This window comes from Escherichia sp. R1 (assembly GCF_003000935.1).
In the GTDB taxonomy this organism is placed as follows: Bacteria; Pseudomonadota; Gammaproteobacteria; order Enterobacterales; family Enterobacteriaceae; genus Escherichia; species Escherichia coli.
Window position 1 is genome coordinate 171,649 of sequence record NZ_PSRU01000006.1, and the last position, 13,754, is coordinate 185,402.

Below are 13,754 nucleotides of genomic sequence, written 5' to 3' on the forward strand. Positions count from 1 at the left end.
TTTTGAATAAGCATGTGGCGAAAACAGATTTTTATTTATATATATTTATCTGCAAAATTTTAAATAAAGCTCCAATAAATCATATTGTTAATTTCTTCACTTTCCGCTGATTCGGTGCCAGACTGAAATCAGCCTATAGGAGGAAATGATGGTACGTATCTATACGTTGACACTTGCGCCCTCTCTTGATAGCGCAACAATTACCCCGCAAATTTATCCCGAAGGAAAACTGCGCTGTACCGCACCGGTGTTCGAACCCGGTGGCGGCGGCATCAATGTCGCCCGCGCCATTGCCCATCTTGGAGGCACTGCCACAGCGATCTTCCCGGCGGGTGGCGCGACCGGCGAACATCTGGTTTCACTGTTGGCGCATGAAAATGTCCCCGTCGCTACTGTAGAAGCCAAAGACTGGACCCGGCAGAATTTACACGTACATGTGGAAGCAAGCGGTGAGCAGTATCGTTTTGTTATGCCAGGCGCGGCATTAAATGAAGATGAGTTTCGCCAGCTCGAAGAGCAAGTTCTGGAAATTGAATCCGGGGCCATCCTGGTCATAAGCGGAAGCCTGCCGCCAGGTGTGAAGCTGGAAAAATTAACCCAACTGATTTCCGCTGCGCAAAAACAAGGGATCCGCTGCATCGTCGACAGTTCTGGCGAAGCGTTAAGTGCAGCACTGGCGATTGGTAACATCGAGTTGGTTAAGCCTAACCAAAAAGAACTCAGTGCGCTGGTAAATCGCGAACTCACCCAGCCAGACGATGTCCGCAAAGCCGCGCAGGAAATCGTTAATAGCGGCAAGGCCAAACGGGTTGTCGTTTCCCTGGGTCCACAAGGGGCGCTGGGCGTTGATAGTGAAAACTGCATTCAGGTGGTGCCACCACCGGTGAAAAGCCAGAGTACCGTTGGCGCTGGTGACAGCATGGTCGGCGCGATGACACTTAAACTGGCAGAAAATGCCTCTCTTGAAGAGATGGTCCGTTTTGGCGTAGCTGCGGGGAGTGCAGCCACACTCAACCAGGGAACACGCCTGTGCTCCCATGACGATACGCAAAAAATTTACGCGTACCTTTCCCGCTAACAAAAACATTCCCCCAGCATTGGGGGAATCACCACCAACCTGTCGGCAACGCGTTTCTCCGACTATGCTCAAAAGTCATGTGATAACAAAGGGGTGAACTATGGCCAGTGGCGATCTTGTCCGTTATGTAATAACCGTCATGTTGCATGAGGATACATTGACTGAAATTAACGAGTTGAATAATTACCTGACTCGCGACGGTTTTTTGCTCACCATGACGGATGATGATGGAAATATCCATGAGCTGGGGACTAACACTTTTGGACTTATCAGTACCCAAAGTGAAGAAGAAATTAGAGAACTGGTTTCGGGGCTTACCCACAGTGCAACCGGCAAAGATCCTGAAATCACCATCACGACCTGGGAGGAATGGAATAGCAACAGAAAATAAATGGTTTTTGGGCAATAATCAGTCTGTGGTGTGCGTTAGCTCGTGTTTTTACACCGCATTCTTGCGCTAACCTTATGATCTGGCAGACAACATGGGAGAGACATCATGTGGCAGGCAATTAGTCGTCTTTTGAGCGAGCAGTTAGGTGAAGGCGAAATCGAACTGCGTAATGAACTGCCTGGCGGAGAAGTCCATGCCGCATGGCATTTGCGCTATGCAGGACGTGACTTTTTCGTCAAATGTGATGAAAGGGAACTGCTTCCCGGTTTTACCGCCGAAGCCGACCAACTGGAGTTACTGTCGCGTAGTAAAACCGTCACCGTGCCTAAGGTTTGGGCAGTTGGCGCTGACCGTGACTACAGTTTTCTGGTGATGGATTATCTCCCACCTCGCCCGCTGGATGCGCATAGTGCATTTATTCTTGGTCAGCAAATTGCGCGTTTACATCAATGGAGCGACCAACCACAATTTGGCCTCGATTTCGATAACGCGCTCTCCACAACTCCACAGCCCAACACCTGGCAACGTCGCTGGTCAACTTTTTTTGCTGAACAACGGATTGGCTGGCAGCTGGAACTGGCGGCAGAAAAAGGGATCGCTTTCGGCAATATCGATGCCATCGTCGAGCATATTCAGCAGCGTCTCGCCTCGCATCAACCGCAGCCTTCTCTGTTGCACGGCGATTTATGGTCCGGCAACTGTGCGCTGGGTCCGGATGGCCCGTACATTTTCGACCCGGCCTGTTACTGGGGTGACCGAGAGTGCGACCTGGCGATGTTACCGCTGCATACTGAACAGCCGCCACAAATCTATGACGGCTATCAGTCAGTATCCCCGCTACCTGCCGATTTCCTTGAACGTCAACCGGTTTACCAACTCTACACGCTGTTAAATCGTGCAAGGTTATTTGGCGGTCAGCATTTGGTTATTGCTCAGCAGTCACTGGATAGATTATTAGCAGCATGATATGGGTTGAGGATAATGGCCGCTCCGTGCGGCCTTTTGATTAAATAAACCCAAGCAGAGAAAAGAACACATAACCTGCAGCAATACAAATAACCGGCAGGATATACAGCGAGAAAAACTGCAGGAAAATAGTATGGTGCGGAACAACAATACGTGACTCAATTTGTTCACGCGTTAGCCCCTCTTCCCCTTTGGCTTTTTCCAGAATGAGTTGATCTTCAACACCTTCCCGCAAGAAGCGCGCCTGGCGACTCATCCGGGCTCCGGAATCCTGCAACGCCAGTCCGACAAAAATCAGGATGAAAATCACCCAGAACATAACGTTCACGCCACCATTAAAATTGGGCGTCGGAGAGTTGTACCAGAACAGATTCAAAAAAGGCGTATTCGCCTGCATCATATCGATCATGACATGAGTAAAGTCGAGCATGACCGCATTAATGCCTTCCTGGTTTTCCTGCCGGGTATTCATAAATTTCAGCAAAGAAATCAATGTAGAGATCAATGCAGGTATAAAAATCACCCAACCCAAAATCCTTTTCAAAACAGCAATGCGTCCAGCTTGTTGATACGTCATGAGTTCTCCTTGATTAAGACGCGTCGTTTCACTTAGTTTACCTGTAGATATCTGTTTTCGCCCATTCTTTAAAGGCGATATGATAGGCGCTTAATCATAAGCACGGCTTAATACCTTACATATAATGCTCTAAAGGAGAGGTTGTAATGTCAACCCCGCGTCAGATTCTTGCTGCAATTTTTGATATGGATGGATTACTTATCGACTCAGAACCTTTATGGGATCGAGCCGAACTGGATGTGATGGCAAGCCTGGGGGTGGATATCTCCCGTCGTAACGAGCTGCCGGACACCTTAGGTTTACGCATCGATATGGTGGTCGATCTTTGGTACGCCCGGCAACCATGGAATGGGCCAAGCCGTCAGGAAGTAGTAGAACAAGTTATTGCCCGTGCCATTTCACTGATTGAAGAGACACGTCCATTATTGCCAGGTGTGCGTGAAGCCGTTGCGTTATGCAAAGAACAAGGTTTATTGGTGGGGCTGGCCTCCGCGTCACCGCTGCATATGCTGGAAAAAGTATTGACCATGTTTGATTTACGCGACAGTTTCGATGCCCTCGCCTCGGCTGAAAAATTGCCTTACAGCAAGCCGCATCCGCAAGTATATCTCGACTGCGCAGCAAAACTGGGGGTTGACCCTCTGACCTGCGTGGCACTGGAAGATTCGGTAAATGGCATGATCGCCTCTAAAGCAGCCCGCATGCGTTCCATCGTCGTTCCTGCGCCAGAAGCGCAAAATGATCCACGTTTTGTATTAGCAAACGTCAAACTCTCATCGCTGACAGAACTCACCGCAAAAGACCTTCTCGGTTAATGACCAGGGGGCAGTGATCACACTGCCCCTGGTTCTTTATCTGAATTTGCATTCAACTGACGGATTAATCGCCAATTTAAGAGAAAGAGTTACACCGTCACCACTTCCGTGCACTGTATAAAAACCCTATACTGTACGTATCGACAGTTTAGTGAGTTTTATCATGACGGCGGAAGGTCACCTTCTCTTTTCTATTGCTTGTGCGGTATTTGCCAAAAATGCCGAGCTGACGCCCGTGCTGGCACAGGGTGACTGGTGGCATATTGTCCCTTCCGCAATCCTGACGTGTTTGTTACCGGACATCGATCACCCAAAGTCGTTTCTTGGGCAGCGATTAAAGTGGATATCAAAACCGATCGCCCGCGCTTTTGGGCATCGTGGTTTTACCCACAGTCTACTGGCGGTATTTGCGCTGCTGGCAACCTTTTACCTTAAAGTTCCTGAAAGCTGGTTCATTCCGGCTGATGCGTTGCAGGGTATGGTGCTGGGTTATTTGAGCCACATACTTGCCGATATGCTGACACCCGCCGGTGTTCCCCTGCTCTGGCCATGCCGCTGGCGTTTCCGCTTGCCTATCCTGGTTCCCCAAAAGGGCAACCAACTGGAACGTTTTATCTGCATGGCATTATTTGTCTGGTCGGTATGGATGCCCCATTCATTACCCGAAAACAGCGCTGTTCGTTGGTCATCGCAAATGATCAATACCTTACAGATCCAGTTTCATCGGCTTATTAAGCATCAGGTTGAATACTAAAAAGGCAAAAATCGCCTTTCTGGAATAAGCAATTCCATTTGAATATAAGAGCCAGCTCACAGTTCTGTTAATCTTGCGCCAACACTATGACTGTTACGCAGTGATAGAAATAATAAGATCAGGAGAACGGGGATGAACTTTCCATTAATTGCGAACATCGTGGTGTTCGTTGTACTGCTGTTTGCGCTGGCTCAAACCCGCCACAAACAGTGGAGTCTGGCGAAAAAAGTGCTGGTGGGTCTTGTGATGGGTGTGGTTTTTGGCCTTGCCCTGCATACCATTTATGGTTCTGACAGCCAGGTACTTAAAGATTCTGTACAGTGGTTTAACATTGTTGGTAACGGCTATGTTCAACTGCTGCAAATGATCGTTATGCCGCTAGTCTTCGCCTCTATTCTGAGCGCGGTTGCCCGTCTGCATAACGCATCTCAGTTAGGCAAAATCAGTTTTCTGACCATCGGTACGCTTTTGTTTACCACGCTGATTGCAGCGCTGGTCGGTGTGCTGGTCACCAACCTGTTTGGTTTGACGGCTGAAGGTCTGGTTCAGGGTGGTGCAGAAACTGCACGTCTGAACGCCATCGAAAGTAACTATGTTGGTAAAGTCTCTGACCTGAGCGTTCCGCAGCTGGTCTTGTCCTTTATCCCGAAAAACCCGTTTGCCGATCTGACCGGAGCCAATCCGACGTCAATTATCAGCGTGGTAATTTTTGCCGCATTCCTCGGCGTAGCTGCGCTGAAACTGCTGAAGGATGATGCGCCGAAAGGTGAACGCGTCTTAACCGCTATCGATACCCTGCAAAGCTGGGTGATGAAACTGGTTCGCCTGGTCATGCAGTTGACCCCTTACGGTGTTCTGGCGCTGATGACCAAAGTGGTTGCAGGTTCTAACCTGCAAGACATCATCAAACTGGGAAGTTTCGTTGTTGCGTCCTACCTCGGTCTGCTGATTATGTTTGCAGTGCATGGCCTTCTGCTGGGCATTAATGGCGTGAGCCCGCTGAAGTACTTCCGTAAGGTATGGCCAGTACTGACGTTTGCCTTTACCAGCCGTTCCAGTGCTGCGTCTATCCCACTGAATGTGGAAGCACAAACGCGTCGTCTGGGTGTTCCTGAATCCATCACCAGTTTCGCCGCCTCTTTCGGTGCGACCATTGGTCAGAACGGTTGTGCCGGTTTGTATCCGGCAATGCTGGCGGTGATGGTTGCGCCTACGGTGGGCATTAACCCACTGGACCCGATGTGGATTGCGACGCTGGTCGGTATTGTCACCGTTAGTTCCGCAGGCGTTGCCGGTGTCGGTGGTGGTGCAACTTTCGCCGCACTGATTGTGCTGCCTGCGATGGGCCTGCCGGTAACGCTGGTGGCATTGTTAATCTCCGTTGAACCGCTTATCGACATGGGTCGTACGGCGCTAAACGTTAGTGGCTCGATGACCGCTGGCACGCTGACCAGCCAGTGGCTGAAGCAAACCGATAAAGCCATTCTGGATAGCGAAGACGACGCCGAACTGGCACACCGTTAATCCTGATTTGTTACGTTAAACGCCTGTCATCCCGACAGGTGTTTTTTTATTCTTCGACCTCATTTTCCTGACGAATCTGATTTGCCCAACGCTGGGCGGATTCAGGCACAGTAAACGCCGGTGAGCGCAGAAATGACTCCCCCATCAGTACAAACGCAACATATTTGCCACGCAGCATCCAGACATCTCGAAACGAATCCATCTTTATCGCATGTTCTGGCGGCGCGGGTTCCGTGCGTGGGACATAGCTAATAATCTGGCGGTTTTGCTGACGGAGCGGTTTCTTCATTACTGGCTTCACTAAACGCATATTAAAAATCAGAAAAACTGTAGTTTAGCCGATTTAGCCCCTGTACGTCCCGCTTTGCGTGTATTTCATAACACCGTTTCCAGAATAGTTTCCGAAGCGGGATCTGGCTGGTGGTCTATAGTTAGAGGGTTTTTTGACCAAAACAGCGGCCCTTTCAGTAATAATTTAAGGAGACGAGTTCAATGTCGCAACATAACGAAAAGAACCCACATCAGCACCAGTCACCACTACACGATTCCAGCGAAGCGAAACCGGGGATGGACTCACTGGCACCTGAAGACGGATCTCATCGTCCAGCGGCTGAACCAACACCGCCTGGTGCACAACCTACCGCCCCAGGGAGCCTGAAAGCCCCTGATACGCGTAACGAAAAACTTAATTCTCTGGAAGACGTACGCAAAGGCAGTGAAAATTATGCGCTGACCACTAATCAGGGCGTGCGCATCGCCGACGATCAAAACTCACTGCGTGCCGGTAGCCGTGGTCCAACTCTGCTGGAAGATTTTATTCTGCGCGAGAAAATCACTCACTTTGACCATGAGCGCATCCCGGAACGTATTGTTCATGCACGCGGATCAGCAGCTCACGGTTATTTCCAGCCATATAAAAGCTTAAGCGATATCACCAAAGCGGATTTCCTCTCAGATACGAACAAAATCACCCCAGTATTTGTTAGGTTCTCTACCGTTCAGGGCGGCGCTGGCTCTGCCGATACCGTACGTGATATCCGTGGCTTTGCCACCAAGTTCTATACTGAAGAGGGTATTTTTGACCTCGTTGGCAATAACACGCCAATCTTCTTTATCCAGGATGCACATAAATTCCCCGATTTTGTTCATGCGGTAAAACCAGAACCGCACTGGGCAATTCCACAAGGGCAAAGCGCCCACGATACTTTCTGGGATTATGTTTCTCTGCAACCTGAAACTCTGCACAACGTGATGTGGGCAATGTCGGATCGCGGTATCCCGCGCAGTTACCGCACTATGGAAGGCTTCGGTATTCATACCTTCCGCCTGATTAATGCCGAAGGGAAGGCAACGTTCGTACGTTTCCACTGGAAACCACTGGCAGGTAAAGCCTCACTCGTTTGGGATGAAGCACAAAAATTAACCGGACGTGACCCGGACTTCCACCGCCGCGAGTTGTGGGAAGCGATTGAAGCAGGCGATTTTCCTGAATACGAACTGGGCTTCCAGTTGATTCCTGAAGAAGACGAATTCAAGTTCGACTTCGATCTTCTCGATCCAACCAAACTTATCCCGGAAGAATTGGTGCCCGTTCAGCGTGTCGGCAAAATGGTGCTCAATCGTAATCCGGATAACTTCTTTGCTGAAAACGAACAGGTGGCTTTCCATCCAGGGCATATTGTCCCCGGTCTGGATTTCACCAACGACCCGTTATTGCAGGGGCGTTTGTTCTCTTATACCGATACACAAATCAGTCGTCTTGGTGGGCCGAATTTCCATGAAATTCCGATTAACCGCCCGACCTGCTCTTACCATAATTTCCAGCGTGACGGCATGCATCGTATGGGGATCGACACTAACCCGGCGAATTACGAACCGAACTCGATCAACGATAACTGGCCGCGCGAAACACCGCCGGGGCCGAAACGCGGCGGTTTTGAATCATACCAGGAACGCGTGGAAGGCAATAAAGTTCGCGAGCGCAGTCCATCGTTTGGCGAATATTATTCCCATCCGCGTCTGTTCTGGCTAAGTCAGACGCCATTCGAACAGCGCCATATTGTCGATGGTTTCAGTTTTGAGTTAAGCAAAGTAGTTCGTCCGTATATTCGTGAGCGCGTTGTTGACCAGCTGGCGCATATTGATCTCACTCTGGCCCAGGCGGTGGCGAAAAATCTCGGTATCGAACTGACTGATGACCAGCTGAATATCACCCCACCTCCGGACGTCAACGGTCTGAAAAAGGATCCATCCTTAAGTCTGTACGCCATTCCTGACGGTGATGTGAAAGGTCGCGTGGTAGCAATTTTGCTTAATGATGAAGTGAGATCGGCAGACCTTCTGGCCATTCTCAAGGCACTGAAGGCCAAAGGCGTTCATGCCAAACTGCTCTACTCCCGAATGGGGGAAGTGAGTGCGGATGACGGTACGGTGTTGTCTATAGCTGCTACCTTTGCCGGTGCGCCTTCGCTGACGGTCGATGCAGTCATTGTCCCTTGCGGCAATATTGCGGATATCGCTAACAACGGCGATGCCAACTACTATCTGATGGAAGCCTACAAACACCTTAAACCGATTGCGCTGGCAGGAGACGCGCGCAAGTTTAAAGCAACAATCAAGGTCGCTGACCAGGGTGAAGAAGGGATTGCGGAAGCTGACTGCGCCTCTGGTAGTTTTATGGATGAACTGTTAACGCTGATGACAGCACACCGCGTGTGGTCACGCATTCCTAAGATTGACAAAATCCCGGCGTAAATATGGATAAGGTCACGCCCCCTGGGGAGTGACCTTACCACCTTACTTACACATCATGATAACTACCCAACCGATAACCACGCTCAGCAATCGCATATTTCAACGACGCTGAAGTCAGCACATGCAGTTCCGTTAACCGAGGGAAGCAATAAGCACTCTGGCGAATCGTATTATCGACAAACGCCGGATGGCACATAACTTCCAACGAGCGTTCCCCACGATGGCTGGAATCATCAAGCACTTGCAGGAACAATGCCTCGCTAATCTCTTCACCATAAAACGCGCTACTGAATCCCTGCGAACTGCGCAGATTAGCCGGTAAATCACCATCGTTAGATAGCGGTTGACGGTCGATGCGCAACGCAATCCCCTCTTCAGCCACAAACTTTGCCACAATCGGGAAAATCTGCGGGAACATATGCACATGATGATGGCTATCAAGATGCGTAGGTTTGCGTCCAAATAGCTCAATGAAACGCAAATACTGACTGGCGAGCTCCTGAGTAATTTCTTCCAGCGGTAAAGCATCTTCTTCTGCCAACTGCCAGATCCATTTTCCCAGCACACCATCGCGGGTTAACCCCGGCATAGCTGTCAGAGGCTTGCCCATAGTAAGGACAAAGTGCATCCCTATGGCCAGACTCGGTTCATCACGGCTCAACTGCACCGCATGGTCAATAGCCTGCCCATTCACCAGCGCCGTCGTCGACGTGACAATCCCATTGCGACAGGCCTCGATAATGCCGTAGTTCTGACCTTTGCTTAAGCCAAAATCATCGGCATTAACAATCAGTAAGCGTTCCATAATCAGCCTCGGTTAATGTGCTTTTTTAAGCTCTGCGATGCAGTCGGCAAAATTTGGCAGCCATTTCTCGTGCGCCAGAATCATCTCGCGTGCCAGCAGCTCAGCATCGCGATCGGAATGCACCAACGGACTAAGGTTTAGCGCCAGTAAGACATCGTTAAATTCTCCACTAAGTGCGGCGTTGCTGGCAGCAATCTCGAAGCCTTTGATGGTGTGAATCAGCCCCATCACTTTATCATCGAAATGCGTAATGCGCGGATGTGGCGTCGCGCCATCGCGCCCCAGCGTACAGGTCATTTCTACCGCCCAGTCTGCCGGAATATTATCAATATGCCCATGATGCGGGATATTAACGTAATGTTCTGCTTGCTTGTCGTTATAGATAGCGTTGATCACTTCGCACGCAGCATCAGAATAATAAGCCCCACCGCGCTGTTCCAGTTCTTTCGGCTTAACGTTCAACTCCGGGTTTTTATATAGCTCAAAAAGTTGTTTCTCGACTTTCTGTACTACCTGCGCTCGTGCGCCGCCTTTGTAGTATTCGCCCATTTCAATAGCCAGCATCTCTTTTTGCTTGAAGTAATAAAGCAAATAAGAACACGGCAACAGATTCATAGAACGAATTAAGCCTTCGCTAAATGGCAGATCGAAAATATTTTTAACGCCAGATGCTTTTAACTGCCCGGATGCCACACCATCAAGCAATTCGGCAAAGCGTGATTTGCCATTTACCAGCACATCCTTAATGAACACCATATGGTTGAGGCCGAACAGATCGATAGATAAATCATCGCTGTCTTTCAGCATCAGAACATCGCGAATAAACATCTTCATGCCGATCGGAATATTACACACGCCGATAAAGCGTTTAAATCCGGTATGACGATAAACGGCTTCAGTGACCATTCCCGCCGGGTTAGTGAAGTTAATCACCCATGCATTCGGACATAGTTCTTCGACATCTTTTACGATGTCAAAAATCACCGGAATGGTACGCAGACCTTTAAACAGACCGCCCGCGCCGTTAGTTTCCTGACCAAGATAACCATGACTTAATGGAATACGTTCATCCAGTTCCCGCGCCGGTAATTGGCCAACGCGCAGTTGGGTAGTAACGAAATCAGCATCTTTCAATGCTTCGCGGCGATCCAGCGTTTTATAAAGCTTCATCGGGACGCCAGCGTTATCAATCATCCGTTGGCAGAGATCAAAAATAATATCCAGTTTCGCTTTACCACCTTCGACATCCACCAGCCATAATTCGCTGACCGGCAATTCGTGATAACGCTTAATAAATCCTTCCAGTAACTCCGGGGTATAGCTGCTCCCGCCACCAATAGTGACGACTTTTAATTTCTGGCTCATAATTTCTCCCTTCAGTACAGAATACTGATATCTGGCATATCTGCCCCCCGGACATAAATAATCCAGCAACAGGACAGATATGTGAATTGTCAGGTATAACGACTTACTGATTAAATTCAGTCAATTTCTTACGATAGCTCTTAGGCGTAAAGGATGTTAATTTCTTAAACGTTTTAATAAACAAGCTCGGGCTACTATAACCGGCCTCAAACGCAATATCCGTCACTGAATAGTTGGTCATTTCCAGTTGTTTTTTGGCAAAATTAATACGGATTTCATTAATAATCTGCATTGGCGTTTTACCATAGTATCGTTGAGTCGCTCGCGTCAAATATTCCTGTGATTTGGCTGACAACGTCACCATATTCTCCAGCGCCGATTCACTAAACTGCTCTTTATCATGCATCTTTTCTACCGTACTTTTCAGCCACTGCGGTATATCATCAATCACCTGTTCTTCGCGGTAATGACGTAAACGGTTAATGACATAAAAAGTAACCATCTCAACAAACTCTTCAAGCCCTGTTTCGCGGAAATTCAATGAAGAAATCACTGTTTCCACATAGGTGAGAAAAGCGTTATTGGTCCGGTATACCTGCGAAGCTACAAAGCAATAAGGCAACAACGGCAGGTAATGCTGCTCAAAAAAGCGTTTACTGATCCCAACGTTCAATATACGCGTGGCACCAAATTCATAAAAACTTTGATGGTGCGAACCTAACGGAATAAAAACAAAATCGCCCCGTTCCAGTAACACGCGCTTACCGTTAATCTCCTGGAAATAACGCCCGGTTAATACCAGAGTAAATTCATAATAGTCGTGCTGATGCAGTCCGCTGATACTCTCAGTTTTATTGTAGATAAACACATGGAAGTTTTTGCCATTAAACAACTGCTGTTCTCGGGCAGTGGCAATTTCCGGCGCGTTAATCACTGGCTGCATCATCGACTCCTTATGCCTTCAGTTTTTCATGAAGCTCAATTAATTCAGTAATCAGTTCACGCGCAAGCATGGACGTCATTAAATGATCCTGAGCGTGGACTAGCACCAGACTCACTTTCATCTTACCTTCGCCAGCATCGCCTTCAATCAGTTTCGTCTGTACCAGATGCGCTTCATTCAATGCCATCCGTGACTGATCCATCATCGCTTTTGCTGCGGCAAAATCGCCCTGCTTCGCCTGTTTCAGTGCCGCATACGCCAGGCTACGCGCTTGTCCGGAGTTGATGATAAGCCCCATCACCACTTCTTCCAGCTCTTCAGCTTCCGTTTGCGTATCGGGAATATTATCGAGATCCATCATACATCGTTCCTCTCTATTCTTACCGGCACGATTACCCGTACCGGCATCGATTAAAATTTCAGGGCGTTAGCGATATCTTCTTCGCTCTCTTCTTTATCAATCGCGTTTTGTGCTTTGTTAGCGACCACAACAAAGGGCAGATAAATTAACGTTGCGATACCAAGGTTGAAGAGTGCGACCAGCAATGCGGCGACGCTACCGTTGGTGTTAAAGAAGGCTCCCAGACCGGTGGGCATGGTCCACGGTGCAATATTGGTCACCGGTGGAATAATGCCCATGTAGTACGCTGCCAGGGTGATTGCCGCCAGAATCGGTTGTACCAGTACAAACGGGATAAACATCACCGGGTTCATGATAATTGGCAGACCAAACAGAATCGGTTCGTTAATCTGGAAGATGCCGGACGGCAGCGCCAGTTTTGCCACCTGACGATAATCAGCACGGCGAGAAGCGATAAAGATAGCCAGGATCAGGCCTAAAGTCGCACCACTGCCACCAAGGAAAATAAAGGAGTCCAGCATCGGCTTGGCCCAGATATGGAAGGTCTTACCGGCTGCCAGCGCCGCTTCGACGGAACCATATTGCTGATAGGTCGCGATATTTTCCAGCGCCCACGGCGTCATAATGCCGTTGTCCAGTGCGGTCAGCGCCAGCGCGCCATGAATACCGAAGAACCAGAGCAGTGGAACAAAGATCACATAGGCCCAGCCTACCACGCTACCCAACGATGCCAGTGGGGTTGAGATGGTATCCATAATGATCTGATGGAAGTTGGTGCCCCAGGTATTCAACGCCCAGGCAATAATCCCCATCACGGAAAGAATAATAAAACCGGGAATTAATGCTGAGAAAGAGCGCGAAACCGATGTCGGAACGCTATCAGGTAACTTAATGACCCAGTTACGATGAACAATAAAGGTAAACATTTCTGCCACCACCAGGCCAATAATAATCCCGGAGATGATATTCGCCCCACCTAACCAGTTTGCGCCAACCGCATAGGCCTCACCGACACTATATGGGGTGACGGTCATAAATGCTGCAACGGATAACAACCCGGCCGCCAGCGCATCGACTTTACGCTCTTCTGCCAGCGCCATGCCAATAAAGAACGGGGCCATTAAAGACATTATCCCTAATGTTCCGTTATATACGTTGCCGCCAATACCTTTCAGACCATTAAGTGTTTCAATGGTTGAGGCATCCAGGCGAATACCTAAGGAATAAAAAAACGACCCCTCCCCAAAGCTTAGAAAAACGTTGTTAATTAATACAAACATGGCCCCCGCAAGGGTTAACGGCATTAAGCGAATAAAGCCATTTTTGATTGCATTAACGTGTGGCTGCTTTCCTATTTTAACTGCAAAAGGGAGGAGTACCTTTTCAAGCGATGCAATAACATTACTCATAGAAAAATACCC

Annotated in this window: 14 protein-coding genes; 7 read left to right on the top strand and 7 right to left on the bottom strand. The window is 48.9% G+C overall.

Annotated elements, in window-relative coordinates:
- Positions 1 to 148: 148 nt before the first annotated feature.
- The 3 genes from pfkB (at position 149) to C4F37_RS09780 (ending at position 2,435) form a co-directional block, all read left to right on the top strand.
- Positions 149 to 1,078: a 6-phosphofructokinase II gene (gene pfkB / locus C4F37_RS09770; protein ID WP_001298221.1), complete on the top strand. Its 930-nt coding sequence runs from the start codon at positions 149 to 151 to the stop codon at positions 1,076 to 1,078.
- A 100-nt stretch (positions 1,079 to 1,178) separates the two neighbouring features.
- A complete protein-coding gene (gene ghoS, locus C4F37_RS09775) occupies positions 1,179 to 1,469 on the top strand; it encodes a type V toxin-antitoxin system endoribonuclease antitoxin GhoS (protein WP_000146146.1) in 291 nt (96 codons plus the stop codon).
- A gap of 105 nt (positions 1,470 to 1,574) precedes the next feature.
- A complete protein-coding gene (locus C4F37_RS09780) occupies positions 1,575 to 2,435 on the top strand; it encodes a fructosamine kinase family protein (protein ID WP_000267670.1) in 861 nt (286 codons plus the stop codon).
- A 40-nt stretch (positions 2,436 to 2,475) separates the two neighbouring features.
- Here C4F37_RS09780 and C4F37_RS09785 read toward each other — a convergent pair whose 3' ends face one another.
- The gene (locus C4F37_RS09785) at positions 2,476 to 3,012 is read right to left on the bottom strand and encodes a YniB family protein (protein ID WP_000222172.1); all 537 of its coding nucleotides are present in this window, start codon (positions 3,010 to 3,012) and stop codon (positions 2,476 to 2,478) included.
- Positions 3,013 to 3,158: 146 nt separating this feature from the next.
- On the opposite strand from C4F37_RS09785, the gene hxpB reads away from it, so the two are divergent.
- From hxpB to tcyP, 3 genes are all read left to right on the top strand, one after another.
- Positions 3,159 to 3,827: a hexitol phosphatase HxpB gene (gene hxpB / locus C4F37_RS09790; protein ID WP_001557001.1), complete on the top strand. Its 669-nt coding sequence runs from the start codon at positions 3,159 to 3,161 to the stop codon at positions 3,825 to 3,827.
- Positions 3,828 to 3,990: 163 nt separating this feature from the next.
- Complete coding sequence (locus C4F37_RS09795; protein WP_001295408.1) at positions 3,991 to 4,581, top strand: metal-dependent hydrolase; 591 nt, start codon at positions 3,991 to 3,993, stop codon at positions 4,579 to 4,581.
- Between the two features lie 132 nt (positions 4,582 to 4,713).
- Positions 4,714 to 6,105 (top strand): cystine/sulfocysteine:cation symporter, encoded by a 1,392-nt coding sequence (gene tcyP, locus C4F37_RS09800; RefSeq protein WP_001538812.1) that lies wholly within the window; start codon positions 4,714 to 4,716, stop codon positions 6,103 to 6,105.
- Between the two features lie 46 nt (positions 6,106 to 6,151).
- Here tcyP and cedA read toward each other — a convergent pair whose 3' ends face one another.
- Positions 6,152 to 6,415, bottom strand: a complete 264-nt coding sequence (gene cedA, locus C4F37_RS09805; RefSeq protein WP_001241562.1) for a cell division activator CedA — start codon at positions 6,413 to 6,415, stop codon at positions 6,152 to 6,154.
- A 182-nt stretch (positions 6,416 to 6,597) separates the two neighbouring features.
- Here cedA and katE point away from each other — a divergent pair, with 182 nt between their 5' ends.
- Positions 6,598 to 8,859 (top strand): catalase HPII, encoded by a 2,262-nt coding sequence (gene katE / locus C4F37_RS09810; RefSeq protein ID WP_001538813.1) that lies wholly within the window; start codon positions 6,598 to 6,600, stop codon positions 8,857 to 8,859.
- A 46-nt stretch (positions 8,860 to 8,905) separates the two neighbouring features.
- On the opposite strand, the gene chbG is transcribed toward katE, so the two are convergent.
- From chbG to chbC, 5 genes are all read right to left on the bottom strand, one after another.
- Positions 8,906 to 9,664, bottom strand: a complete 759-nt coding sequence (chbG, locus tag C4F37_RS09815; RefSeq protein WP_000440434.1) for a chitin disaccharide deacetylase — start codon at positions 9,662 to 9,664, stop codon at positions 8,906 to 8,908.
- A 12-nt stretch (positions 9,665 to 9,676) separates the two neighbouring features.
- Positions 9,677 to 11,029, bottom strand: coding sequence for a 6-phospho-beta-glucosidase (gene celF, locus C4F37_RS09820; RefSeq protein WP_000078752.1), 1,353 nt, complete (start codon positions 11,027 to 11,029; stop codon positions 9,677 to 9,679).
- A gap of 103 nt (positions 11,030 to 11,132) precedes the next feature.
- Complete coding sequence (gene chbR, locus C4F37_RS09825) at positions 11,133 to 11,975, bottom strand: transcriptional regulator ChbR (protein ID WP_000983641.1); 843 nt, start codon at positions 11,973 to 11,975, stop codon at positions 11,133 to 11,135.
- Between the two features lie 7 nt (positions 11,976 to 11,982).
- Positions 11,983 to 12,333, bottom strand: coding sequence for a PTS N,N'-diacetylchitobiose transporter subunit IIA (gene chbA / locus C4F37_RS09830; protein ID WP_000968919.1), 351 nt, complete (start codon positions 12,331 to 12,333; stop codon positions 11,983 to 11,985).
- 50 nt (positions 12,334 to 12,383) lie between these two features.
- Positions 12,384 to 13,742 carry a PTS N,N'-diacetylchitobiose transporter subunit IIC gene (gene chbC, locus C4F37_RS09835; protein ID WP_000073030.1) on the bottom strand — a complete coding sequence of 453 codons (1,359 nt, stop codon included), beginning with the start codon at positions 13,740 to 13,742 and terminating at the stop codon, positions 12,384 to 12,386.
- Positions 13,743 to 13,754 lie beyond the last annotated feature (12 nt).